This is a genomic window from Janthinobacterium sp. P210005 (genome assembly GCF_036231865.1).
In the GTDB taxonomy this organism is placed as follows: Bacteria; Pseudomonadota; Gammaproteobacteria; order Burkholderiales; family Burkholderiaceae_D; genus Janthinobacterium; species Janthinobacterium kumbetense.
Map to the genome: position 1 here is coordinate 327,482 of NZ_JAZARC010000004.1, position 23,940 is coordinate 351,421.

The 23,940-nt window shown below is 61.8% G+C and carries 20 protein-coding genes; 9 read left to right on the forward strand and 11 right to left on the reverse strand.

Features of this window, described 5'->3' with window-relative positions; translation table 11 throughout:
• Nucleotides 1-45 precede the first annotated feature (45 nt).
• The 6 genes from VPH40_RS18165 to VPH40_RS18190 form a co-directional block, all read right to left on the reverse strand.
• Nucleotides 46-1,656 carry a M28 family peptidase gene (locus tag VPH40_RS18165; RefSeq protein WP_328574119.1) on the reverse strand — a complete coding sequence of 537 codons (1,611 nt, stop codon included), beginning with the start codon at nucleotides 1,654-1,656 and terminating at the stop codon, nucleotides 46-48.
• Between the two features lie 150 nt (nucleotides 1,657-1,806).
• Nucleotides 1,807-2,643, reverse strand: a complete 837-nt coding sequence (locus VPH40_RS18170; protein WP_077400451.1) for an HDOD domain-containing protein — start codon at nucleotides 2,641-2,643, stop codon at nucleotides 1,807-1,809.
• A 121-nt stretch (nucleotides 2,644-2,764) separates the two neighbouring features.
• Nucleotides 2,765-3,841, reverse strand: a complete 1,077-nt coding sequence (locus VPH40_RS18175) for a BMP family ABC transporter substrate-binding protein (RefSeq protein WP_305054365.1) — start codon at nucleotides 3,839-3,841, stop codon at nucleotides 2,765-2,767.
• Between the two features lie 21 nt (nucleotides 3,842-3,862).
• Nucleotides 3,863-4,792, reverse strand: coding sequence for an ABC transporter permease (locus VPH40_RS18180; RefSeq protein ID WP_099665241.1), 930 nt, complete (start codon nucleotides 4,790-4,792; stop codon nucleotides 3,863-3,865).
• Nucleotides 4,785-5,861: an ABC transporter permease gene (locus VPH40_RS18185; RefSeq protein ID WP_305056875.1), complete on the reverse strand. Its 1,077-nt coding sequence runs from the start codon at nucleotides 5,859-5,861 to the stop codon at nucleotides 4,785-4,787. Before VPH40_RS18185 ends, VPH40_RS18180 begins: the two co-directional genes overlap by 8 nt.
• Entirely contained in the window at nucleotides 5,854-7,368 is a 1,515-nt protein-coding gene (locus tag VPH40_RS18190; RefSeq protein WP_328574120.1) for an ABC transporter ATP-binding protein, read from the reverse strand. Before VPH40_RS18190 ends, VPH40_RS18185 begins: the two co-directional genes overlap by 8 nt.
• A 440-nt stretch (nucleotides 7,369-7,808) precedes the next feature.
• Here VPH40_RS18190 and VPH40_RS18195 point away from each other — a divergent pair, with 440 nt between their 5' ends.
• From VPH40_RS18195 to gluQRS, 7 genes are all read left to right on the forward strand, one after another.
• A complete protein-coding gene (locus tag VPH40_RS18195) occupies nucleotides 7,809-8,621 on the forward strand; it encodes an outer envelope protein (RefSeq protein ID WP_081922859.1) in 813 nt (270 codons plus the stop codon).
• A gap of 78 nt (nucleotides 8,622-8,699) precedes the next feature.
• Nucleotides 8,700-10,565: a type VI secretion system baseplate subunit TssF gene (tssF, locus tag VPH40_RS18200; protein ID WP_328574121.1), complete on the forward strand. Its 1,866-nt coding sequence runs from the start codon at nucleotides 8,700-8,702 to the stop codon at nucleotides 10,563-10,565.
• Nucleotides 10,529-11,569 (forward strand): type VI secretion system baseplate subunit TssG, encoded by a 1,041-nt coding sequence (gene tssG / locus VPH40_RS18205; RefSeq protein ID WP_328574122.1) that lies wholly within the window; start codon nucleotides 10,529-10,531, stop codon nucleotides 11,567-11,569. The genes tssF and tssG overlap by 37 nt, the downstream gene beginning before the upstream one ends.
• A 77-nt stretch (nucleotides 11,570-11,646) precedes the next feature.
• A complete protein-coding gene (locus VPH40_RS18210) occupies nucleotides 11,647-12,093 on the forward strand; it encodes a contractile injection system protein, VgrG/Pvc8 family (protein WP_328574123.1) in 447 nt (148 codons plus the stop codon).
• The gene (locus tag VPH40_RS18215) at nucleotides 12,045-12,611 is read left to right on the forward strand and encodes an RHS repeat domain-containing protein (RefSeq protein ID WP_328574124.1); all 567 of its coding nucleotides are present in this window, start codon (nucleotides 12,045-12,047) and stop codon (nucleotides 12,609-12,611) included. Before VPH40_RS18210 ends, VPH40_RS18215 begins: the two co-directional genes overlap by 49 nt.
• A complete protein-coding gene (locus VPH40_RS18220; protein ID WP_328574125.1) occupies nucleotides 12,608-13,237 on the forward strand; it encodes a hypothetical protein in 630 nt (209 codons plus the stop codon). Before VPH40_RS18215 ends, VPH40_RS18220 begins: the two co-directional genes overlap by 4 nt.
• A 220-nt stretch (nucleotides 13,238-13,457) precedes the next feature.
• Entirely contained in the window at nucleotides 13,458-14,378 is a 921-nt protein-coding gene (gluQRS, locus tag VPH40_RS18225) for a tRNA glutamyl-Q(34) synthetase GluQRS (RefSeq protein WP_328574126.1), read from the forward strand.
• Between the two features lie 74 nt (nucleotides 14,379-14,452).
• Here gluQRS and VPH40_RS18230 read toward each other — a convergent pair whose 3' ends face one another.
• Nucleotides 14,453-16,678, reverse strand: coding sequence for a TonB-dependent receptor (locus VPH40_RS18230; protein WP_328574127.1), 2,226 nt, complete (start codon nucleotides 16,676-16,678; stop codon nucleotides 14,453-14,455).
• Nucleotides 16,679-17,186: 508 nt separating this feature from the next.
• Here VPH40_RS18230 and VPH40_RS18235 point away from each other — a divergent pair.
• On the forward strand, nucleotides 17,187-19,862 hold the full coding sequence (locus VPH40_RS18235) for a hybrid sensor histidine kinase/response regulator (RefSeq protein WP_328574128.1): 2,676 nt from the start codon (nucleotides 17,187-17,189) through the stop codon (nucleotides 19,860-19,862).
• Entirely contained in the window at nucleotides 19,855-20,748 is an 894-nt protein-coding gene (gene bla / locus VPH40_RS18240) for a class A beta-lactamase (protein WP_328574129.1), read from the forward strand. Before VPH40_RS18235 ends, bla begins: the two co-directional genes overlap by 8 nt.
• A 13-nt stretch (nucleotides 20,749-20,761) precedes the next feature.
• Here bla and VPH40_RS18245 read toward each other — a convergent pair whose 3' ends face one another.
• The 4 genes from VPH40_RS18245 to VPH40_RS18260 all read right to left on the reverse strand — a co-directional run bounded on the left by VPH40_RS18245 (nucleotide 20,762) and on the right by VPH40_RS18260 (nucleotide 23,890).
• On the reverse strand, nucleotides 20,762-21,196 hold the full coding sequence (locus VPH40_RS18245; protein ID WP_070257244.1) for a DUF695 domain-containing protein: 435 nt from the start codon (nucleotides 21,194-21,196) through the stop codon (nucleotides 20,762-20,764).
• 38 nt (nucleotides 21,197-21,234) lie between these two features.
• Nucleotides 21,235-21,897 (reverse strand): hypothetical protein, encoded by a 663-nt coding sequence (locus VPH40_RS18250; protein WP_305054353.1) that lies wholly within the window; start codon nucleotides 21,895-21,897, stop codon nucleotides 21,235-21,237.
• A 96-nt stretch (nucleotides 21,898-21,993) separates the two neighbouring features.
• A complete protein-coding gene (locus VPH40_RS18255; RefSeq protein ID WP_099665253.1) occupies nucleotides 21,994-22,260 on the reverse strand; it encodes a PAAR domain-containing protein in 267 nt (88 codons plus the stop codon).
• Nucleotides 22,261-22,273: 13 nt separating this feature from the next.
• Entirely contained in the window at nucleotides 22,274-23,890 is a 1,617-nt protein-coding gene (locus VPH40_RS18260) for a type VI lipase adapter Tla3 domain-containing protein (protein WP_328574130.1), read from the reverse strand.
• Nucleotides 23,891-23,940: the final 50 nt, after the last annotated feature.

Consider the following 23,940-nt stretch of genomic DNA (forward strand, 5'->3'; position numbering starts at 1 on the left):
CCAGCGCGAAAAAAAACCGCTCGGCCGAGCGGTTTTTTTTCGTCCCTATTTCGCTGGCGCGCGCGCCTTGCCGAACGCATCGCCCGCCTTCCAGGCCGGCATCTTCGCGCCATTTGCCACGGCTTGCCCCAAGTTCAGGGTGAACTGCGCCTGCTGCGTCATGCCGGACAAATCCCAGCTGGCATCGTACTCATCCGTGACTTGATGGTAGCGGGGGCCGTAGGCGGCCGCCTTGGCTTTCGATGCCTCGACATCCTTGATGTACTCGCGTCCGCCATTGATGGAAAACGCGGGCACGCCCGCCTTGGCAAAACTGAAATGGTCGCTGCGGAAATAACCGCCCGCCAGGTCGGGACGGGCTGCCGCGATGTGCATGCCCATGGCTTTGGCCACCGTGGCGGCGATCGCGCCCAATTCCGTGCGCTCGCTGCCCTGCGCGCCGATGTCGCGCGTGGCGCCCACGAAATTCAAGCTGTCGAGGTTCAGCGCGGCCGCCGTCTTGTCCAAAGGCCACAGCGGGTCGGCCGCGTAGGCGGCGCTGCCCAATAACCCTTGCTCCTCGGCCGCCACCCACAGGAATATCTGCGTGCGCTTCGCGGGTTGCTTGACGGCTTCCTGCGCCATGGCCAGCAAGCCGGCCGTGCCCGAAGCATTGTCGACGGCGCCGTTGTAGATCGTGTCTCCGCTGTCTCCCTGCTTGCCCAGGTGGTCCCAGTGGCCGCTGTAGATGACGGCTTCATCCTTCAGTTTCGGGTCCGTGCCCGGTACCATGCCGGCGATATTGAATTGCTCCACCTTGCGCACGGCCGATTTCATCTCGCCCGACAGTTTGGCGTTCAGCGCGACGGCCTTGAAATCCTTGTTTTCCGCCTGCGCGCGCAAGGCGTCCAGGTCCTGCCCGCCGGCCGCAAACAGACGGCGCGCCGCGTCTTCCGCGATCCAGCCCTGCAGCGGCGTGCCGGCAGTGCGGTCCGCCAACTGGAAGCGCTCGCTGCCGCTCCAGCTGTTCTGCACCACGCTCCAGTCATACGAGGCCGACGGTTTCGTGTGGATCAGCAACACGCCCGCGGCGCCCTGGCGCCTGGCTTCCTCGAATTTGTAAGTCCAGCGGCCGTAATAGGTCAGCGCCTTGCCGGCGAAACGGTTCGGCTCGGCTTGCGTCGGCTGCGGGTCGTTGACCATCATGACGACGATCTTGTTTTTGACATCGGCCCCCTTGAAATCGTTCCAGCCTTCTTCCGGCGCCGTGATGCCGTAGCCGACGAACACGAGCGGCGCATCGAAGGTATGCGCGGCAACGGAGTCGCCCGTGGCCCAGACCCAGTCCGGGCCGAACGCCAGCGGCACGGCCTTGCCGCCCGCCACGGCTTGCAGGCTGCTCTCTTGCGGCAGGGATTTCACGCCGGCAATTTGCACGCTCTGGCGGTAGCTGTTGCCGCGCACGGGTTGCAGCCCGGCCATCTGCGCCTGGGTTTCCAGGTAAGCCACCGTCAGGTCGGCGCCGCGCTGGCCCGTGCCCCGGCCTTCCAATAAATCGTTGGACAGGAAGGCCAGGTGGGCGCGCAGGGGCGCTTCCTGCACGATGGGCAAACCGCTGGCGGCTTGGGCGGAAAACGCCAGCGCAGTCAGGGCGAGGGAAGAAAACAGCTTCTGCATAATATCCTTTGGGTAAGAGGAGGAAAGCGGTCCGGCGGATAGCCGAGCCGGCGATTGTATGCCATGGGGAAAGATGGATCAAAATGCGGACGAAAAAAATCCCCGCGGCAAGGGCGGGGATGGGCGATGGAAGCTGCGTCAGACCAGCAATTACACGAGCAAGGCCGCCGCCAGCGATTCGATCTCTTCCGCCGATTCGTCGAGGATGGTGTGCAAGGTGCTGCCGCCGATGCCGAAGTCGATCTTCGCGGCCGCCTGGCGCCGCGCGGCGCTTTCCGGCGGATGCAGGGGCGAGCCGACAGGCGACAGATCGTTGGCCAGCACCAGGGTCGCGCCCAGGGTGCGGGGCGGGAACGGACTGCCGCCATGCCACATGCCTTCCACGGCCTGCAAGACCATGTCGGGCACCTGCAGCTGGCGCAGCACGCCGCGGCCGATCAGCTTTTCGCCGTATTCGATCCAGTCTTCGGTATTGTCGTCCAGCAAACCCGGATATTCCTCGGCGCGCGACAGCAGATAAAAGCCGCCCACTTCATGCACGATGGCGGCGAACATGGCCGTTTCCACATCGACATGCGTGACTTTCCGCGCGATCACCTGGCTCAGCGCGGCCACGTGGGCCGTGTGTTCCCACAGCTTGGCCGCCTTGGCGCGCAATTGCGGGTCCGTGATCTGGCTGCCCAGCTGGCGCACGATGACGGACGCCACCATCGACTTTAACGTGGCAAAGCCCAGGCGCGAGACGGCCGCGCGCACGTTGGCGATTTCATTGCCGGAACGGTTGTAGGCGGCCGAGTTGGCCAAGGCCACGACCCTGGCCGACAACAGCGGCTCGGCCATGACCATGCGGGCGGCCGCTTCGATATGGCAATCGGGGTCGTCCAGCGCTTCCTGCAGCTTCAAGGTAGCCTTGACGTTGGCGGGGAACGTCAGCTCGCCCTTGCTCGCTTGCAGCGCGATAATCTTGAATACTTCCAGTCTATCCATGGGTCAATCTCCGGTACGGGCTTGTTCAAGCTCTGCTCTGTGGGTGGGCCGGGAACGCGCATGTATCCCCGGCCCTGCTCCCGTTTCCGGCAATATTACAGCAAGTTTATACTCAAACCTATTACTTTCCGGAAACTTTCCCTGCCACGCCTTCGACAAAATAATCCATCTTCGTCAGCGCTGCATCGTCCAGCACGCCTTTGTCCAGGCGCACTTTGCCATCGTTATCCTTGATCGGCGCGCTGAATGGATTGAGCTTGCCAGCTACCAAGTCTTTCTCGCGCGCCAATACAAACTGTTTCACGTCGGCGGGCACGGCGGCGTTGATGCCTTCCAGCTTGACCATGCCGTCCTTGATGCCGCCCCAGGTGCTGCTGGACTTCCACGTGCCGTCCAGCACGGCTTGCGCCTGCTTCGTATAGTAGTCGCCCCAATGGTGGGTGACGGCGGCAAGCTGCGCCTTCGGACCGTACTTTTTCATGTCCGAATGGTAGGCGATCGCATACTTTCCCTTCTCTTCCGCCGCTTGCACCACGGCGGTCGAGTCCGTGTGGTGGGTGACCACGTCGGCGCCCTGGCCGATCAGCGTGATGGCCGCGTCGCGCTCCTTGCCCGGGTCGAACCAGCTATTCACCCACACCACTTTCACTTCCGCCTTCGGGTCGACGCTGCGCATCCCGCGCGTGAAAGCGTTCACTCCCTGCAACACTTCCGGGATCGGGAACGCCGCCACATAACCGGCCACATGGGTCTTGCTCATCTTGCCCGCCAACACGCCGGCCAGGTAGCGGCCTTCATAAAAACGCGCATTCGTGTTGGCCACGTTGACGGCGGTCTTGTAGCCAGTCAGGTGGATGAACTTCACATTAGGAAATTGCTTCGCCACTTTCAAGGTGGGATTCATGTAGCCGAACGAAGTCGTGATGACGAGCTTGCTGCCCGTTTGCGCCAGGTCGCGGATCACCCGTTCCGCATCGGCGCTCTCCGGCACGTTTTCCACATACTTGGTGGTGATCTTGCTGCCCAGCGCCTTTTCCATTTCCTTGCGGGCCAGGTCATGCTGGGTGGTCCAGCCCGCGTCGCCGATGGGGCTGATATACACGAAGCCGACATTCAGCGGCACCGTCGCGGGAGCGGCGGCCATGACGGGCATCAAAACAGCACTGCAAACGGCGGCGCATACTAGTTTCTTGGACATGGTTTTCCTTGTGGTGAGTGATTAATTTCCGGGATTGAAATTTTTCCCCAACGAAGCGGGCATGTTGAGCTTGATGTAATTGGCATTGCTGGAAATGAGCACGAGCACGACGATGGCCGCCAGATACGGCAGCATCGACAGCAGTTGCGACGCGATCGGCACGCCCAGCGCCTGCGCGTGGAAAGTCAATATCGTGATGCCGCCGAACAGGTAGGCGCCGCCGACCACGCGCGCCGGGCGCCAGGTGGCAAAGGTGGTCAGCGCCAGCGCGATCCAGCCCCGCCCCGCCACCATGCCCTCGACCCACAAGGGCGTGTAGACGAGCGACAAAAAGGCGCCGGCCAGGCCGCAGCAGGCGCCGCCGAACAGCACGGCCGCCAGGCGGATGCGCCGCACGGGGTAGCCGAGCGCATGCGCGGAAGCGGGCGACTCGCCCACGGCGCGCAGCACGAGGCCCGCCCGCGTGCGGTACAGGAACCAGGCGATGGCCACGCACAGCAGCAAGGATAAATACACCATGGCATGCTGGCGGAACAGGGCCGGCCCCAGCACAGGAATGTCTTCCAGGTAAGGGATGCCGAAGCGGCCATTCTGCAGGCTGTTGCCCACATACTTCAAGCCGATGTACGTGGACGCGCCCGCGCCGAACAGAGACAAGGCCAGGCCCGTCGCGTACTGGTTCGTGCCCAGCCATACGGTCAGCCAGGCAAAGAAGCCGGACAGCAGCATGCTGGCGCCCGCCCCCGCGAGAAAGCCCAGGGTGGGACTGCCTGTGTTGACGGCCACGGCAAAGCCCGTGATGGCGGAGACCAGCATCATGCCTTCCGCGCCCAGGTTCACCACGCCCGCCTTTTCATTCACCAATAAACCGAGGGCGGCCAGCATCAGCGGCGTGCCCGCATTGATGCTGGCGGCGATCAGGGGCGCGATGGTGAAAGCCAGGTTATCCATGTTTCCTCCAGCGCAGTTTGTATTGGATCAGCACGTCGCAAGCGAGCAAGGCAAACAGCAAGATGCCCTGGAACACGCCCGTGATGGCGCTGGGCAAGCCGAGGCGCGATTGCGCCAGTTCGCCGCCGATATAAAACAGGGCCATGACGAAGCTGGAAAAAATCACGCCCACGGGATGCAAGCGCCCCACGAAGGCGACGATGATGGCGGCAAAGCCGTAGCCGGGCGACACCGTGGGCGTCAACTGTCCCATCGGCCCCAGCACTTCGCAGGCGCCCGCCAGGCCCGACAGGGCGCCGCAGATCAGCAGGGACGACCACAAGGTCTTGCGCGAGGAAAAGCCCGCATAGCGGGCGGCGGCCGGCGCCATGCCGCCCACGCGCAGGCGGAAACCCGAAATACTGCGCGACAGATACAGCCAGCCGCCCAAGGAGGCCAGCAAGGCGAATACGATGCCGATGTGCAAACGCGTATCCGTCACGATCATTGGCAGCAGCAAGCCGTCGGACAGCAGTTTCGACTGGGGGAAATTGAATCCTTCCGGGTCGCGCAGCACGCCATACACGAGATAGCTGAGCAACAATTGGGCGATGTAGACGAGCATCAGCGAGACGAGGATTTCGCTGGCGTTGTAGCGGTCGCGCAGCCAGGCCACCAGGCCCGCCCACACCATGCCGCCGGCCATGCCAGCCAGCAAGGACACGCCGATGATGGCCGCGCCGCCGACACCGTCATCGAGGTACAGGGCGGCCGCGCCGCCGCAGATGGCGCCCAGGGTCAGCTGCCCTTCCGCGCCGATGTTATAGATGTTGGCGCGAAAACAGATGGCCAGGCCCACGGCGATCAAGAGCAGGGGCGCCACCTTGATGCCCAGCTCGGACCAGCCGTGCGCGTCACGCAAGGGTTCCACGAAGAAGACGGCCAGTCCCGCCAGCGGATCGTGTCCCAGCGCAAGAAACAACAGCGCGCCGCATAGCACCGTGAGCAGCACGGCCAGCACGGGCGACAGCCACGACATCAACCGCGACGGTGTGGGACGGGCTTCCAGCCGCAAGGCGAACTTAGCCATGGATGGCCTCCTGCGGCCACAGCCCGCTCATCCATTGTCCCACCTGCGCCACGCTGGCTTCGCCCACGTCCAGCGACGGCGAGATCTTTCCCTTTGCCATCACCAGCAAGCGGTCGCTGATGTCGAACAATTCATCGAGTTCCTCCGACACGACCAGCAGCGCGCAACCCGCATCGCGCAGCGCCAGCAATTCGGCGCGGATTTGCGCGGCCGCGCCCACGTCCACGCCCCAGGTCGGCTGCGCCACCACCAGCACGGTGGGTTCGCGCATGACTTCGCGTCCGACTATATATTTCTGCAAGTTGCCGCCGGACAGGCTGCGCGCCAGCGCCTGCGGCCCGCCCGCCTTCACCTGGAAGCGGGCGATGATGGCGGCCGCCCGCCGCGCGATCGCGTCACGGCGCAGGAAGCCGTGGCGGATGGTGGCGGGTGTCTGCAAGCTCAACAGCACGTTGTCGGCCAGTCCCATGTCGGGCACGGCGCCCCGTCCCAGCCTTTCTTCCGGCACGAAGCCGAAGCCCAGGGCACGGCGGCGTCCCGGCGGCAAGCGGCCCGCCGGCGTGCCGTTCAGCACGATGCTGCCGGCGGCCGCGCGCATGTCCTCGCCCGACAACGCGGCCAGCAATTCCTGCTGGCCATTGCCGGACACGCCCGCGATGCCGACGATCTCGCCTGCGCGCACGTCAAAATTGATATCCGTCAATTGCGTGGCGAACGGGTGGCTCTTCGGCAGATCCAGCTGCCGCACGCTCAGCATGGCAGCGCCCGGCGTGCGCGCCACGCGCGTGACGGCGGGCGGCTCGGCACCGATCATCATGCGCGACAGGCTGGCCGCCGATTCCTGCGAGGGGTCGCACACGCCCGCGTTCTTGCCGGAGCGCACCACCGTGCAGGTATGGCACAGGGCGCGGATCTCGTCGAGCTTGTGGCTGATGTACAGGATGCTGCAGCCTTCGGCCGCCAGCTGGCGCAAGGTGGTAAACAGTTTTTCCACGGCGCCCGGCGTCAGCACGGACGTCGGTTCATCGAGGATCAGCAGTTGCGGCTTGGCCAGCAAGGCGCGCACGATTTCCACGCGCTGGCATTCGCCGACGGAAAGCGTATGCACGTGGCGCTGCGGTTCCAGGTCCAGGCCGTACTGGCGCGCCGTCGCTTCGATGCGCTGCGCCAGCTCCGCCATGTTGGTACCGGCCGGCAAGCCGAGGGCGATGTTTTCCGCCACCGTCAAAGTGTCGAACAGGGAAAAGTGCTGGAACACCATGGCGATACCGAGCGCGCGCGCGGCCGACGGGTTGGCGATCTCGACTTCACGGCCATTCCACAGGATGCGGCCGCCGTCCGGTTGCACGGCGCCGTAGATGATTTTCATCAAGGTCGATTTGCCGGCGCCGTTTTCGCCCAGCACGGCGTGGATCTGTCCGGGCGCGACGGTGAGGCAGATGCCGTCATTGGCCACCACGGCCGGATAGCGCTTGCTGATATCGAGTAATTCCAGGCGTGCCGTCATTGTTTTTTTCGTGCCTCGCTGCAAGGTCGCCGGCATCGTCGCCGGTGGAGAAATTCAAGCTCTTGTCTCTATCGTATCGGCATCCGCGGCGCTTGGGGGATGACGCGGCGGCGCGCATTTCTATTTCCACAAAAAAACAACACCTGTATACAATTTTGAAAAAAATTATCAGCTTTACAGCGGCCGCCTTGCCCCGCAAGGGTAAGAAGGTGCGATGATTATATGCAAGAACTGATAGTAAGTATGCAGCCAAGACATATCGCCCGACGCGGCGCTTCTCGCATCATGGATTGAACGGCGCGCAATATGCCCCATCGCAGCGCTTCATGCGGGCTACGCCCCCTGCTATTTCATTTCCCGTTTTCCAACACCGCCATCAGGAGCCGAAAGTGCCAAAAACCATACCGTGTCTGTTGCTCTGCCTCACTACCACCCTGGGCATGGGCGCGACCGCCCAGGCTGCCGAATGGAGCGATACCGCGCTGAGCTGGCGCGCCGGCAATGACTACCGCGAGCCGTTCAATCCGGACGACATCAAGAAAAACATCTTTGCCATCACGCACGCCAGCGGCTACAAATACGGCAGCAACTTCGTCAACCTCGATTTCCTCATGTCCGACAGCAAGGACCCTGGCGCGCTGGGTAAAACCTCCGGCGCGCAAGAGGCGTACCTGGTCTACCGCAACACCATCGACATCGGCAAGGTGCGCGGCAGCGACATCAAGTTCGGCCCCGTGCGCGGCGTCGGCGTCACCCTGGGCTTCGACGTCAACACGAAAAATGACGTCGGCTACAACTCGCGCAAGCGCATGCTGGTGGCCGGCCCCACCCTGATGTGGGACGTGCCCGGTTTCTTCAACACCAGCCTGCTGTTGCTGCGCGAAAGCAACGCCCCCAGCGGCGCCTTCCCGCCCATTTCGCAAGTGACGGGCCGCTACACGTATAAAACGCACGCCATGCTGACGGGCGCCTGGGGCATCCCCCTGTCGCCGCTGTTCTCGTTCGAAGGTTTCTTCAATCTCATCGATTCAAAAGGCAACGATGAAGTGGGGCGCAAGACGGCGGTGGAAACGAATATCGACATGCAAGTGATGTTCGACGTGGGCGCGGCCCTGGGCAGCGCCAAGAACACCTTCCGCGTGGGCCTGGAATACCAGTACTGGAAGAACAAGTTCGGCAACTCGCCCGCCACCACGGGCAACGTGGGCCAGACGGCGAAGACGCCGATGATACGCGCGGAGTACCATTTCTAAAATTCATTGTTACGCATCAACACACACGGTCGCGCCTGATGCCAGCATGGAGCTTTCCTGCTGGCGGAGAGCGCGACCGTGGAACAACTATTGCCGTATTACGAGCGTGAGCTGGGCCTGTTCCGCCAGTACACGCGCGAGTTTTCCAGCCGCTATCCGAAGGCGGCTGGGCGCCTGCTGATCGCCGGCGAGACATGCGAAGACCCGCACATCGAGCGCCTGATCCAGTCCGTCGCCCTGCTCACGGCCAGGGTCGCCAAGCGCCTCGACGACGCCTATCCGCAATTTACCCATTCCCTGCTCGAAACCCTGTACCCGCACTACCTGCGGCCGTTTCCCTCGTGCTCCATCGTGCGCATCGCCGCCGACGAAGCACCGGGTGGAGGCCAACTGGCCCAGCTTGCGCATGTGGCGCGCGGCACGGTGCTGCGCTCGCAGCCGGTGCAGGGCGTGGCTTGCAAGTTCACCAGCGCGTATGACGTGACCCTGGCGCCGCTGACCATTTCTCGCCTGCATTTCTCACCGCTCCTCGACGCGCCGCCCGGCCTGCGCCTGCCCGCCGGCGCCAGCGCCTTGCTGAGCATTCAATTCACCAGCAGCAGCGAACAGTACCACCTGGACCAGGCCGGCTTTTCCAGCCTGCGCCTGTTTGCCGATGGCGAACCGTCCGTGCGCGCCGCCCTGCTCGACGCCCTGTTCCTGCACGGCGCGGGCGCCTACGTGGCGCTGGACGAACACGGGCCGTGGCAAGCCGTCAATGGCACCTTGCTGGCGCCGGCCGGCTATGCGGACGACGAGGCGCTGATCCCCATTTCCGCCCGTTCGCACCCGGCCCTGCGCCTGCTGACCGAATACTTTGCCTTTCCGGAAAAATTTCACTTCATCGATATCGGATGGTCGCTGCTGGCGCCCCTGCTGCCGAAACAGTGCCGCCAATTCACCTTGCACCTGCCGCTCAAGGGCGTGCGCAGCGACAGCCACGAAGCGCGGCTCTTGTCCGGCGCCAGCCGCGACAACCTGCGGCTCGGCTGCACGCCCGTCGTCAACCTGTTTGCCAAGTCCGGCGTGCCGATCCGCCTCACGCATACCGAGCCCGACTACGCCCTGGTGGCCGATGCCACGCATGCGTTTGCCTACGACATCCACAGCATCGAAGCCGTCACCGTGGTGCGCAAGGATCAGGCCGGCGATCGCCTGAGCGCCTTCCTGCCGCTGTATGCCTCGCTGCAAGGCGCCCAGGCCGAATATGACCAGGAGCGTGGCCAGGAGTATGGTCAATACTGGCTGGCGCGCCGCGACGAAGCCGTGGCCGCCATCAGCCCCGGCCATGAAATGCGCCTAAGCCTGATCGACCCGCAATTCTCCCCGGACAGCCCGGCCAGCGCCACCGTCTCGACGCAGCTGCTGTGCAGCAACCGCGACTTGCCCACGCAGTTGCATTACGGCTTGCCCGGCGGCGACCTGCTGGCCGAAGACGTGCCCGACGGCATCCCCGCACGCTTCCTGCGCAAACCGTCACCGAGCATGCGCTTTCAGGCGGACACGCACTGGCGCCTGATTGCACACCTGTCGCTCAATTACTCGAGCCTGACGCAAGCGGGACTGGGCGAATTCCAGAAAATGCTCAGTCTGTACGACCTGCCCCGCTCTCCCGCCACGCAACGCCTGATCCAGGGCATCCTCACACTCGAGCACGGCAGCACGCGCGCGTGGATGCCCACCGTACCGTTTCCCACGCTGATGCCCGGCATCGCCATCCGCCTGGGCATCGACGAGCAAGCTTTCGTCGGCTGCAGCATCTATATTTTTGCCCAGGTGCTGCAGCGCTATTTCGCCCTGAACAGCCAGCTCAACTGCTTTAGCCAACTGACGCTGCTGTCCCGTCGCAGCGGCGAGGAAATCCTGCGATGCCCGGAACGCAGCGCCGACGCCACGCCAGCGTGATCCAGCAATTGCTCGACGCGCCGCAGCGCTTCGAGTGCTTCCAGGCGCTGCGCCTGCTGCTGGCCTGGCTGGCCGCACACGGCGTCGACGAGCACACGGCGCTGATAAAGTTCGTGCGCTTCGACAATAGCGTCTCGCTGCGCTTTCCCGCCAGCCAGATCGAGGCGCTCACGACCAGCGGCATAGCCGATGCCGATACCCTGCTGCAAGCGCTGCTGTCCGGTCACGGCCAGCCCATCCACCTCACACCCGCCTTCATGGGCCTGCTGGGTTGCCAGGGCAGCTTGCCCAGCCACTATTCGGAGCGTATCGCCGCGCACCAGCATAGCGAACGCGAGAATGGCCCGCGCGCTTTTCTCGACCTGTTTTCCAGCCGCGCCGTCGCCCTGTTTTACCAGGCCTGGCAAAAATACCGCATCGAACAAGCCGGCCATGCGGGCGACTTCCTGTCGCGCCTGCTGGCCCTGGCCGCTTGCCGCCCGGGCCAGGACGAGGCGGCGGCCGGCCTGTACAGCGGCTTGCTCCAGCAACACGACGTCTCGTCCATCGTCATGGCGCGCATCCTCGGCGACCATTTCGGCGTGCCCTGCCACATCGACGAGGCGACGGGCGCCATGGATGTACTGGCGCCGCGCGAACAAACGGCGCTGGGCAGGGAAAACGCCGTGCTGGGCCAGCGCGCCCTCGTCGGCGAGCGCTGCCGCCGTCCCGACCTGGCCGTGCGCCTGCGCCTCGGCCCGCTCACGGCGCAGCAGCACGCCAGTTTCCTGCCCCGTGCCCCGGCCAGCCAGGCGCTGCGCCACATGCTGATGCTGTTCGGCCAGCCGCTCGTGCGCTACGACATCGTGCTGGTGCTGCGCGCCAGCGATGTGCGGGGGGTGGCGTTGACGGCCGCGCCACAAGGCGGCCTCGGTTGCAACAGTTTCCTCGGCGATACGGCAGCGCCGCGCCACCGCGATGACATGCACTACGAAATGCAATTGATGCCCTCATTCAACGATTGAACCTTGCGGCCGCGCAAAACGCTTGTGTTCGCTATTGCTACAGTCGGCCAACGATCCCTACCGTGAAGCGATGCACGATGAGCCAGTTCCCCGATACGACGGCGGCATGGACGGCAATAACGGGCGACATGCAGGGCCAGCGCCTGCTGCGCCTGCACTTTCCGCATGGCGATGGGCCCGCCGGTATCCAGTTCCTGGCCAACAGCCTGGACGCGAGCGAAAGCCTGTCGCGCGACTTTTCCTATGTGGTGGAAGTGCTGTCCGACGACGCCAGTGTTGCGCTCGACAAAGTGATAGGCAAGATGGTGACCGTCGACCTGGTGCGCGAAGACGGCACCTTGCGCCACTTCAATGGCTACGTATTTGAATTTCGCTTCCTGCGCACGGACGGCGGTTTCGCGTTTTACGAGATGGTGCTGGAACCGTGGCTGTCGCACCTGCACTTGCGCCAAAACAATGTCGCCTTCCACGCCCTGTGCTGTCCACGCGCCAGTACGATCCCCAATCGCGGCTCACCCAGCTAACCCTGGCACGCGGCGCCGAGGCGTCCAGCCCGTTGCGCGAACGCTGCTTCGAATACGATGCGCAGGGCAATTTGCGCACCATCTTGCAGACGGGCGCCACGGCCATCGGCCCGCTTGGCAATCTGCGCTACGCCTATGACCCCGTCGGGCAATTGCTGTTTGCCGTGCAAGCGGGCCTGGCCGAACACTTCGCATTCGACCCGGCTGGCAATCTGGTCGACATGGCTCCCGCCACCGGCAACTTCCTGCAACGCTACGGCGATACGGAATACGACTACGACGAGCAAGGCAATACCACCGGCAAGCGCTTCCATCCAAGGAGCAGAGAATCGACCTGGAGCGACCTGGAACTGCAATCCCACAAGGAAATTGTTCCAACTTCTAGCGTAGCCAACGGAAATTATGCACCTCCAAAAATCTCTGGAGCAAAGTTATGCGATGACACTGGAAAACTTGCCTCAGCAGGTGACTACAAAGCAATGCACATTGAAATAAAAAATGGAATACTGGGAAAATGAAAAAATCTATAAATTCAAACACTCTAGGCATAATAAAAAAAGGAAGAATAATTGAACTAGAAAATCTTTCAAAACCATCCAAAGAAAGAATATTAGAAAAAGTACATTTAGATGAAATATTAAAACAACCAAACCAGAAAAATATAAGCGAAAGAAAAAAAGAATTACTGTGGCTAATCGCATTAACAGGAGATAAAAATAGTGAAATACTGAAACTAGCCAAAAAAGAAATATACCCCATAAGAAATTTCGGAGAATACCCGATCATTTCACGCAGTTTAAATAATGCAATATTTTACGCACTTTGCAAAGCAGAAAATGATGACATAAAAAATATTTTAGATACATTACTTGAAAGCAAATCAGGCGAAATTAGACTATTAGTTGCGGAATTCTATTTATATAAAAAACAAATTGAAAAATCAATAGAAATAATAATTGGAATCCTAGATGAAATTAACATTGATCACAATGTTGCAAATGCAATTGACATGGACGTAGCTAGCTGTGCAGATATTGAAATATTAAAAAACACCAAGGAAAAATATATCAACAACAACTCAATTATCACCGACGGCATAAAACATGTAATTTCCATCATGGAAACCGCCATTTTAAAAAAATAACTCCACGACCCTCATCAAAAAAAATTTCAGCCAACATGGCACCTTATTCTCTTTTGTAACATTTTTTAAAATTATAAAAACATTCATTTAAATAGCAAAACCAACAACAAATTGACTTGACTTATATTCTGAACGATACTTGCCACTGCCTGAATTGCAGCCAATCACACGTTATCCAGAAAAACCGCGCCAACTCTATACATAATCAACAGTTCTCTGCATGCCCGTTCCCACCTCCCCCTACATCGGCCGCTTCGCCCCCTCCCCCTCTGGCCCCCTGCACATGGGTTCGCTCGTTGCCGCCATGGCCAGTTATCTCGATGCGAAGGTGCATCAAGGAACGTGGCTGCTGCGTATCGAGGATCTGGACTATGACCGTAATGTCGAGGGTGCCGATCTGGGCATCCTGGCCAGCCTGCAACGCTGCGGCATGCAGTGGGATGGCGAGGCGACGTGGCAGAGCAAGCGCTTGCCGCTGTACGAGGCGGCGCTGAAACAATTGCAGGACGATGGCCTCGTGTATGCGTGCGGCTGTTCGCGCAAGGAAATCCAGGATTCGGTACTGCTGGCGGGCGGGCCCAAGGGTGGGGCCGCCGTGTATCCTGGCACTTGCCGCCACGGCTTGGCGCCGGGCAAGGCGGCACGGGCCTTGCGGCTGCGGGTGCCGCAGGGGGCCGATGCGGTGTACGCTTTTGCCGACCGTTGGGCGGGTCCGCAGCGGCAGGACCTGGCCAGCGAGGTGGGCGACTTCATCGTGCTGCGCGGCGATGGTTACTGGGCGTACCAGCTGGCCGTCGTGGTCGACGATGGCGCGCAGGGCATCACGCAGGTGGTGCGCGGCGCGGACTTGCTCGATTCCACGCCGCGCCAGCTGTATCTGCAGGATGTGCTGGGCTTGCCCCACCCCGGTTTCCTGCACGTGCCTGTCGTCACGAACGACAGCGGCGAAAAGCTATCCAAGCAGACTGGCGCCCTCGCCTTCGATACGGCAAGCAATGCCGCCGACCTGCTGGCGTCGGCGCTGCTGCCGGCGGCCCGCTTCCTCGGCCTCGAGGTGCGCGCCGACAAGGTGGAAGACTTCTGGCGGCAAGCCATTCCCGCCTGGGCGCAGCGGCTGGCGCAGCTTCCCGAGCACCCATAAAAAAACCCGCCGCGGCGAACCGGGCGGGTAGCAATGCAGGCGCCAGCACATGGCCGGCACCTGGTATCAGGCAATTAGAAGTTGCCCTTGAACTGCACGCCAAACTGACGTGGCTCATTGATGAAGCCTGTGCGGTTGTTGAAGTCGATGGCGCCCGTGATACGCTGGGTGTCGGTGATGTTGCGGCCAAAAACGGCCATTTCATACTTGCCGGCATCCCAGGTGTAGCCCACGCGCAAGCCGCCTTCGACCATCGGCTTGCCGGTAAACTCGGTGGACTCGTACAGGAAGAAGTTGATCTTGCTGCGGTAAGCCCAGTCCGTGAAGACGAAGAATTCGCCGTTTTCCATCGGGATCGAATAACGGCCCGTGGCGGTGATCGTCCACTTCGGCGCTTGCGGCAATGGATTGCCATTGATGATGGCGAAGCCGGCGGCGTTTTTCGGATCGGTCACGGTGCAGCTGCGGCATGTGGCCACCGACAGGCTCGGATCCTTAATTTCCGTGAAGTTGTAGCTGCCGCCCAGGGACATCTTCAGGCTAGGCGTGACAAAACCTTCCAGTTCCAGTTCCGCGCCGCGGCCATTCGTCTTGGCTGCATTGATCAAACGCGTCACGTTCGAGGTGCCGCCAACGACCGTCAGTTGCTGGTTTTTCACCTGGTAGTTGTACAGGCTGAAAGCAACGCGGGCACGGCGCTCGAACAGGTCGGCCTTGATGCCCGCTTCGACCGAGGTGATGGTTTCCGCGTCGGCAACCGTTACGGACACCTTGTCGCTGGCTGGCGCAATACTTGGCGCGCGGAAACCGGTAGCAACACGGCCGTAGAAGTTCACGTCCTTGTTGTATTTGTAGGTACCGCTCAGGTCCCAGTTGACCTTGGCTTTGCTGACATCGGCGCTGGTCGGAGAAATCTGGACGATACGGTCCGCTTCAACGGTGTTGAAATCCTTCTTGTCCTTGGTGTAACGCAAGCCGGCACGCAGCATGAAGTCATCGTTGACGGCATAGTTGACGGAACCGAAGGTGGCCCAGGCACTGTTTTTCTGGCGGCTGGCCAGGTGCGAAACGAGCGCATGGTCGCTACCGCCGAAGTTATCCGTGTAGCCGTTGGCATCTTCGTTGAAGTAGTACACGCCAGCCTGCCAATTGAGCGGACCGGCATTTTTCGATTCGGCGCGGAATTCTTGCGAGTACTGTTTCACGCTCTTGATGCCGCCAGCCGTTTCAACCGGGAATGGAATCGCTGGCACCATGCCCGGCGCGCCACCGTCGATGTCGCCATGCGACACATACTTGCCCACGCGTTCGAAACCGGTGATCGAGTACAGCTTGACGCCGTCGAGTTCCCAGCTCAGGCGGGCGCTGGCGCCATTGGTGCGCAGCTCCTGGAAGTTCAAGGCATCGGTGTAGGATTTGGTCGGATTGAAACCGTCGACCAGGTCATTCGTGCCCAGCTTGATGGCGTTGGCGAAGAACACGCGCGCGCTGCCCGTGGTGCTGCGCTGATGCACATTGAACAGGGCGTTGAACGTGCCGTTCGGCGCATACAGCAATTGCACGCGTTCCGCGTGTTCGTTGTAGCCGTCCAGCGCATTTTTCTGGCCCGTAAACGTGTTGTCGACGTAATCGTCGCGGTGCTGGCGCAAGGTCGAGACACGCATGGCCCATTCTTTGCTCAGCGGCACGTTGACGGCGCCGTCGAAATTGGTGGTGTTGTGCGTGGCGGCGGAAACGTTGTAATAGCCTTCAACCTTGTCCAGGTTCGGCTTGACGGATTCGAACTTGACCACGCCGGCAGGCGTATTGCGGCCGAACAAGGTGCCTTGCGGGCCGCGCAGCACTTCCACGCCAGCCACGTCGAAAATCGGATAGCCCTTGAGGATAGGGTTTTCTTGCACGACATCGTCGTAAATCAGGGAAACAGGTTGCGATGCAAAGATGTTGAAGTCGGTATTGCCGTAGCCGCGGATGTAGAAGCGGGGGAAGGTGCGGCCATTCGACGATTCCACGTTCAGGCTCGGCACTTTGCCGGCCAGCACGCGAATGTCTTGTCCACCGGACACCAGCACGTCGAGCTTTTCATCACGCAGCAGCGACACGGAGACGGGCACGTCGCGGATATTTTCCTTGCGGCGCTGCGCCGTCACGGTCACGGTTTCCAGCTGGCTGGCGGCAGGGGTCGTATCAGCAGCGACTTCATCAGCATAAGCCGAGCCGATAGGCAAGGCAGCGGACAGTGCCAGCATAGCAGCGCTTTTGGCGCACAAACGCTTGTGCATCTTGGACATCTTGATCATGTTGTTTCCCAGAAGTTTAAAAAAGAATTGCGAAACCTGTCTCCGGGTTATGTACGGCGCTGGATGATCGTTTGCACCATTTTGGTGCAACAGCGCGAGCGGATGTTTCTCCGCTCTCGGCGTCACTGGCTCTGCCCTGGCTGTCGTCCAAGCTGACAGCGGTTCTGGCCGCATCTCCGGGATGTCTGATGAACACCAACTTTTAAGTAAGGCGCCAATTTAATTCAAGCGCCTTATGCGCTGCAAGAATATTGTTATGTAAAATATTCATTCATCAACATAAAGGCCAGACTAGTGGTTATTCAGCCACAATAGCGTGCTCGCCTTGCTATTTCCTCCGATGCCATGCCGCGTGACGCACCTTTTCGCCAGGCCAGCCGAAAGCGGAATTGCTGCCCTGCGAGACAGCCCCGAGGGTAAAAATAGTTGTAATATCGCCAGAATGAAGTTGCCAGGCCGCCCCATTCCAGTGCGGCGGCGGCCCCCTGCACCATCATCGATAGCCTCCATGTCCGAACCCAGCCAGCCCAGCAACGCCGTCCCGTCCTCCACCGTCGCCGCCCAGGCGGCGCATCTGCTGCTGAGCGCCCATTGCGACATCGTCTGGAGCACGAAAACCTTCGGCCAGTTCGATGCCGACCAGCCATCCTGGCGCGCCTTCACGGGCCAGACCGAGGCCGAACTGCTGGGCCGCGGCTGGGTCAATGCCCTGCATCCGGACGACCGCAACTTGCCTTACGTCATGCCATCGCACCTGACCAGCGTGTTCGAAGCGGAATACCGGCTGCGCCACGTCAGCGGCGCCTACCGCAACATGCTCGTGCGCATGTTGCCCGTGCTGGCGCCCGACGGCAGCATCGTTGAATGGCTGGGCTCGCATAGCGACGTGACGCGGCAACGGCAGACGGAACAGCGGCTGCGCCTGGCAATGCAGGGCGGCCGCATGGGTACGTGGGAGATCGACCTGGGCAGCGGCAGCATGGCCGGCTCCGACGCCTTCAAGGCGAACCTGGGCCTGCCGCCTGACAGCCGCATCGATTACGCGCAGCTGACGGGCGCCATGCTCGATGGTGACCTGCAGCACTGGCAGACGGTGGTGCACGCGGCCATCGCCAGCGCCAGCGATTTCGAAATCGACATCCGCGTGCGCTGGCCCGACGGTTCACTGCACTGGGCGCACATGCGCGGCACCTGCGCCAGCGATGGCGCCGGCAACGTGATCGCCCTGTCCGGCATCTCGCTCGACCTGACGACCAGCAAGCAGAACGAGGAAACCCTGCGCCTGACCCTGGCGGCCGGCGAAGTGGCCACCTGGAACTGGGACATCGTTGCCGACCGGGTCACGGCCGACAGCAATATGGCGCGCTTGTTCCCCGTCAATGCCGATGCGGCCACGGCGGCGCCGCTGGCGCGCTACCTGGACATCATCCATCCCGATGACCGCGAGCAAGTCAGCGCGCAGATTGCCCAGGCGCTGCAGGCGCACACGCCGTTCGAGGCCAGCTACCGCGTCGGCGCCGGCGATGGCCAGTACCGCTCGGTCATCGCGCGGGGCCGCGCGGAATACGCGCCCGATGGCACGCCCCTGCAATTGCCCGGCGTCTTGCTCGACATTACGCGCCAGAAACAGGTGGAAGATGCGCTGCGCCGCAGCGAGGAACGCTATCGCACCCTGATCGAGCTGATGGACCAGGCTTTTTGCGTCATCGAAATGCTGTACGACGAGCAAGGCCGCCCCGTCGATTTCCGCTACCTGGAAGGCAACCCCGCCTTCGTCAAGCAATCGGGACTGGACAATGCCATCGGCAAGACCATCCGCAGCTTCGTGCCCGACCATGACCAGCACTGGTTCGACATGTATGACCAGGTCGTCAAGACCGGCGAGCCCGTACGCTACGAAAACGAAGCCGTGGCCATGGAGCGCTGGTTCGAAGTCTTCGCCGCGCGCCTGGGCGGCCCCGGCAGCCGCCTGCTGACGGTATTGTTCAGCGACATCAGCGAGCGCAAGCGTTCTGAGCAGCAATTGCGCCAGCTGGCCGACAACCTGTCCGAAATGGACCGGCGCAAGACGGAATTCCTGGCCACGCTGGCGCACGAACTGCGCAACCCGCTGGCGCCCATCCGCAACGGCTTGCAAATCATGCGCCTGGCCGCCGACAAGCCCGCCACCGTGGCGAGAGTGCGCGACGTGATGGAGCGGCAAGTCAATCAGATGGTGCATCTGGTCAATGATTTGCTGGACGTGGCACGCATCACGCGGGGCCAGATCGAACTCAAGCTGGAACGCGCGGACTTGAAAACCATCATCGCCAGCGCCGTGGAAACGAGCATGCCGCTGATCGAGGCCAGCCACCATCAATTGCAGGTGCAAGTCGATGAACAAGCGCTGCCGCTCGAGGCCGACCCCACGCGCCTGGCGCAAGTGCTGGGCAATTTGCTCAACAATGCCGCCAAGTACACGCCGGCCGGCGGCCAGATCAGCTTGCGCGCGCGGCGCGATGGCAATGAGGCATTGATCGAGATCAAGGACAGCGGCGTGGGCATTCCCGCCGAGTCGATCACGACCGTGTTTGACATGTTCACCCAGGTGGGACAGAACATGGGCCGCGCGCAGGGCGGGCTGGGCATCGGCCTGTCGCTGGTGCGGCGCCTGGCCGAGTTGCATGGCGGCAGCGCCACGGCGGCCAGTCCCGGCGCCGGCCTGGGCAGCACCTTCAGCGTGCGCCTGCCCCTGCTGGCGGAGGCAGCGGCAGCGCCCGCAACAGTGGCCACGCCCGCCAGCGCCGCCGGCGGCCCGCATTTCCGCGTGCTGGTGGTCGACGACAATGTCGATGCGGCCGATACCCTTGCCGCCGTGCTCGACATGATGGGCCATGTCACGCAAGTGGCCCACGACGGCGCGCAGGCCCTGGCCGTGGCGCCGCAATTTTTGCCGGACGTCATCTTCCTCGACATCGGCTTGCCCGGCATGAACGGCTACGAAGTGGCGCGCGCGCTGCGCCGGATACCGGCCGGCGCCAACGTCGTGCTCGTTGCATTGACGGGCTGGGGCGCCGAAAACGACCGCAGCCAGTCGAGTGCGGCCGGCTTCGACCACCATCTGACCAAACCGGCCAACCTGCTTGCCATCGGCGAACTGCTGGCCACCCTTTCCACTCCAACAACACTGACCGACCATGACTGAATCCCTGAACCACGTCCGCCGCCACCTCCTGCTGGCCGGCGGCACCGCCCTGCTGTGCCCGACACCGCTGCTGTTTGCCGCGCCCGCCACCGGCATCGCCGCCGCCCAGACGCAGCTGGCCGCGCTGGAACAGGCCGCAGGCGGACGCCTCGGCGTTGCCGCCTGGCGCCACGGCAGCGAACAGCGCGTTGCCTATCGCGCCGACGAACGCTTCCCCCTGGCCAGCACCTTCAAGGCGATGCTGGCGGGCGCCGTGCTGGCCCGCAGCGTCAGCCAGCCGGGCTTGCTGGACCAACACGTGCGTTACGAGAAAAAGGAATTGGTCACGTATTCGCCCATCACGGAAAAGCATCTGGCCGACGGCATGAACGTGGCCGACCTGTGCGCCGCCACCTTGCAGTACAGCGACAATAGCGCGGCTAATTTCTTGATGAAAATATTGGGCGGACCGCAAGCCGTGACGGCCTATGCGCGCAGCATCGGCAATACGGTGTTCCAGCTGGAACGCTGGGAAACGGAATTGAATAGCGCCATTCCCGGCGAAGTGCGCGACACAGCCAGCCCCGCGTCCATGGCGCATAGCTTGCAGCAATTGTTATTGGGAAATAGTTTGCCGGCACCGCAGCGCCAGCAACTGGACGCGTGGATGCGCGGCAACACGACGGGCGACAAGCGCATCCGCGCCGGCGTGCCTGCCGGCTGGCAGGTGGCGGATAAAACGGGTTCGGGCGCGTATGGCAGCGTCAACGACATCGGCGTCGCCTACCCGGCCAGCGGCGCGCCGCTGATCATCACCGTGTACTACACGCGCGAACAGAAAAAAGCCGACACGAACCAGGACATCATCACGGCCGCCACGCGCATCGTGGCCGCCGCATTGACGTAATTCGTTGACGTAATTACTTCGGCAGCGCGGCCATGAAGCCGGCGTAGGTGGACCAGGCGGGGTCGGCCGCGCTGCGGATTTCAATCGGGAACTTTGGACGCGGCGCCAGCGCCGTGTTCAGGCGATTGAAGAATTCTTCGCCCGACTGCGTGTAATAAATCCATTCGCGCAGGTTCTCGCCCGTCGACACCAGCGCCAGCGTGGCAAAACCTTCCTCTTCCACCACGGGCGCCAGCGCCGCTTCCAGCTCTTCCATGTGCTCGCGCTCGTTCGGCGCGGGCATGCCCGTCTCGTCCTCATAACGCCAGGCGATGATGATGCGGTCCGGCTGCGACGACAGGTCCCAATCGTCATGGAAAGTGTCGACATAGCGGTAGATGATGGCCATCTCGTCGCTGTGCGTGACGATGGTGCCCCAGCTGCGGGCGGAAGTGGAATTTTCGTTCATGGTTGCAACAGTCAAAAAAACAATCGAGGGGGCGCAGCTTACAGCACTGGCGGGCAAGTCACATTCCACGCGTCATACTGGGCACCGCTCTTGCGCAGCCAGACGCGGGCGTAGCTGTCGCGATCGCTCTTGAACACGAGCGCATAGCGCTCTTCGGCACGCGGTGCGGCGGCGCCCACGTCGACGGCCGCCAGCGAAAACTTCAGCGCCCGCAACGGGGCGCAGGCCGTATTGCCCGCCATCAATAAGCGCGCCCGCTCCAGCAGCGGCTTCTGGTACAGCAGCACGCCTTCCAGTTCCGCATCGGGGACGCGCTGCAGCATGCGCACGGGTTCGGCCACGGGGCGGCAAGTGCCGCGGTCGAGCCAGGCAAAATATTCCATGCCCGCCTCCTGCCAGCGCGCCTGCTTGCCCTCGCCGTGCAGCACGAACTTGGTGCGCTGCGTACGGCACAGCGCGCCATGACCGCGATACGGCGCCGTTTCCACGCTGCCCACCACTTCGCTGCCGCGTCCGCCCACCACGGGCACGCTCTCGAACACGGTGCGCGCAGCCGGCTCGCCCGGATATTGCTGCGCATAAAACTCCAGCAAGGACGCGCGCTGCTGCGCATCCACCGCCACCACCTCGGCGGCACCGGCAGAGAGGCACACAGCCGACACTACGCACAGCGCCAAGGGGCGCACGATATATCTAGGCATGGATCCAGGCATGGCATTCCTTCATCGACGTTCAAGGGCGGGTATCGCCCAAGCGCAGATTATATAGTTACCAGGAAATACCAGGAGGAGCGGACGTCAGGACGTGCGGAAGCTGGCGCCGCCAGCGAGCAACTTGGCGCCGCAGGTGGTGCTATCGCCTTCGAAGGCGATAGCGATGCCGTTGATGCTGTGCCGGGATGAGCCGCTGGCAATCTTGCAACCCTGATGTCCCTTGATGGGGCAGCTGCACAAGTCCCCGACGCAGGCGACAGGAATCCCATTGACCGTAAAATGCGTGGCGGCACAACTGAGCACCTTGCCGCCGTGCGAAGTGGCGTCGCCCAACCTGATGACTTTGCGCATGCTGCCTCCAGAATCATTGTCCCGCCTGGTTTTCCAGGATGGCTTCCACCGATGGCGCCGCGTAGTTTGCGGGGTCGACGGCTGGCGTGATACGGCTGCGGAAGATATCGCCGCCGGCATCCTGTTTCTTGCGGGTTGCGTCCGGTGGCGGTGTGATGAAGATAATGCTCGCCTCGTTATTGTCACGCAGATTGATCGCCGCACTGGCGCCACCGTCGCGATAGCTGCCCATCACGCCGATGGCCATCTGCATGAACCAGGTGGCCGCACCGGTATTGCCCAGGCGATGATCGGTATTGATGAACTGCGCGCTCTTGCCGCTGTCGATTTCCGGGCCGCCCTGTGCCGCGTAGTCATGCAACATGCCTTCCAGCATCAGCAACTGTTCCGGCTGCTTGCCCGTACCGGCCACGACGCGCGCCGGCCCCTTGCCGCGCTCCGCTTCCGGCAAGGTCTGCAGTGCCTGCTGCCAGCCAGCATTGAATATCTTCTGGCGCGCATCACGCCGCATGACAGGCTTGCCTTCCTCATCCGTAAATTTGACGAATACGGGCCGGTGCACGAAACCGAACGAGGGCAAGCGGTCGAAGGTTTCCATCTGTTCCCGGTTCCATGGAATGGGGAACCACGGCGTCGGCTTCCAGTCGCGCGGCGGACGATTTTCCCATGGGTTTAGTTTATCGAAGGTATGCAAGCCCACGCCGCGGATATCGGGCCGCTGGGCGAAGGTAGCGGCGGCGGCGAGCCATTCGGCGACGGTGGGTTGACGCTCGCTGAAGGCGTCAGGTCGTTTCTGTTTCTCGCGTGAGGGAAGCGATTGCATCAGTTCGTTGTACATGGCACGGAGTTGTTCCCTAACGAATTTATTCGCTGGGTCATCCCATACAAAAGGGCGCAACGGTTCTATTCGCTCTCGGCGCGCAAGGATAAATACTGCCGTGGCATCGGGCATATCTGGAATGAAATATCCGTTTACCAATTTCCTTGCAGTACCTGGCTTCCGGTTGCCATCCCGCGTACCAACGCTGTCCTCCGAGTGTAAGGCGACGTAGGGTACGTCAGGATGCTTATCGAAAAAATCAAAAACATCAATCAGCAATTGATCGGGATGTTCATCCAACTTCCATGAAGCCACGGAAAATAGATGCAAGGGCATGCCCCCCGTACCAGCGCCAGCCACGAGTCCCGCCATCGGCTCTATCAAGCTCGGTTGTGCGGCCGGGTCGAGGATGGGAGTACCTGCATAGAAGGATGGCAAGCCCCAGTTCATCGGAGTGAAATTGATGCCATTTTCCAGCGCATCGTAGGCCCTACTGCCGCCCTCCCCATCCTTGTCATCACCCGTCCATGGGTATTTCTTGGGGTCTTGTTCGCGTATGCTGGTATAAGCACTTCCTTTTTGCAAAGCTTCCCACAATTTACCCTGACGGTATTTGTCCACTGTCACACCGAATCCGATCACTTCCAGCACGTATTCTTGCCCAGATTCCACAGGTTTCGTTGGCTGTTGCGCCTGCAACTGGGATGCAATTTCACGCGCCTGACTCTTCGATAAGGCATTGAGCCATAAAAAACCAAAAAATAAAATTACAACAACTAATGATATTCCCAACCAACGAAGCGTCATCATAGCTATCACCTTTTGGTCTGCAATTCCGGCGAGACAATATTCGGCCCAGG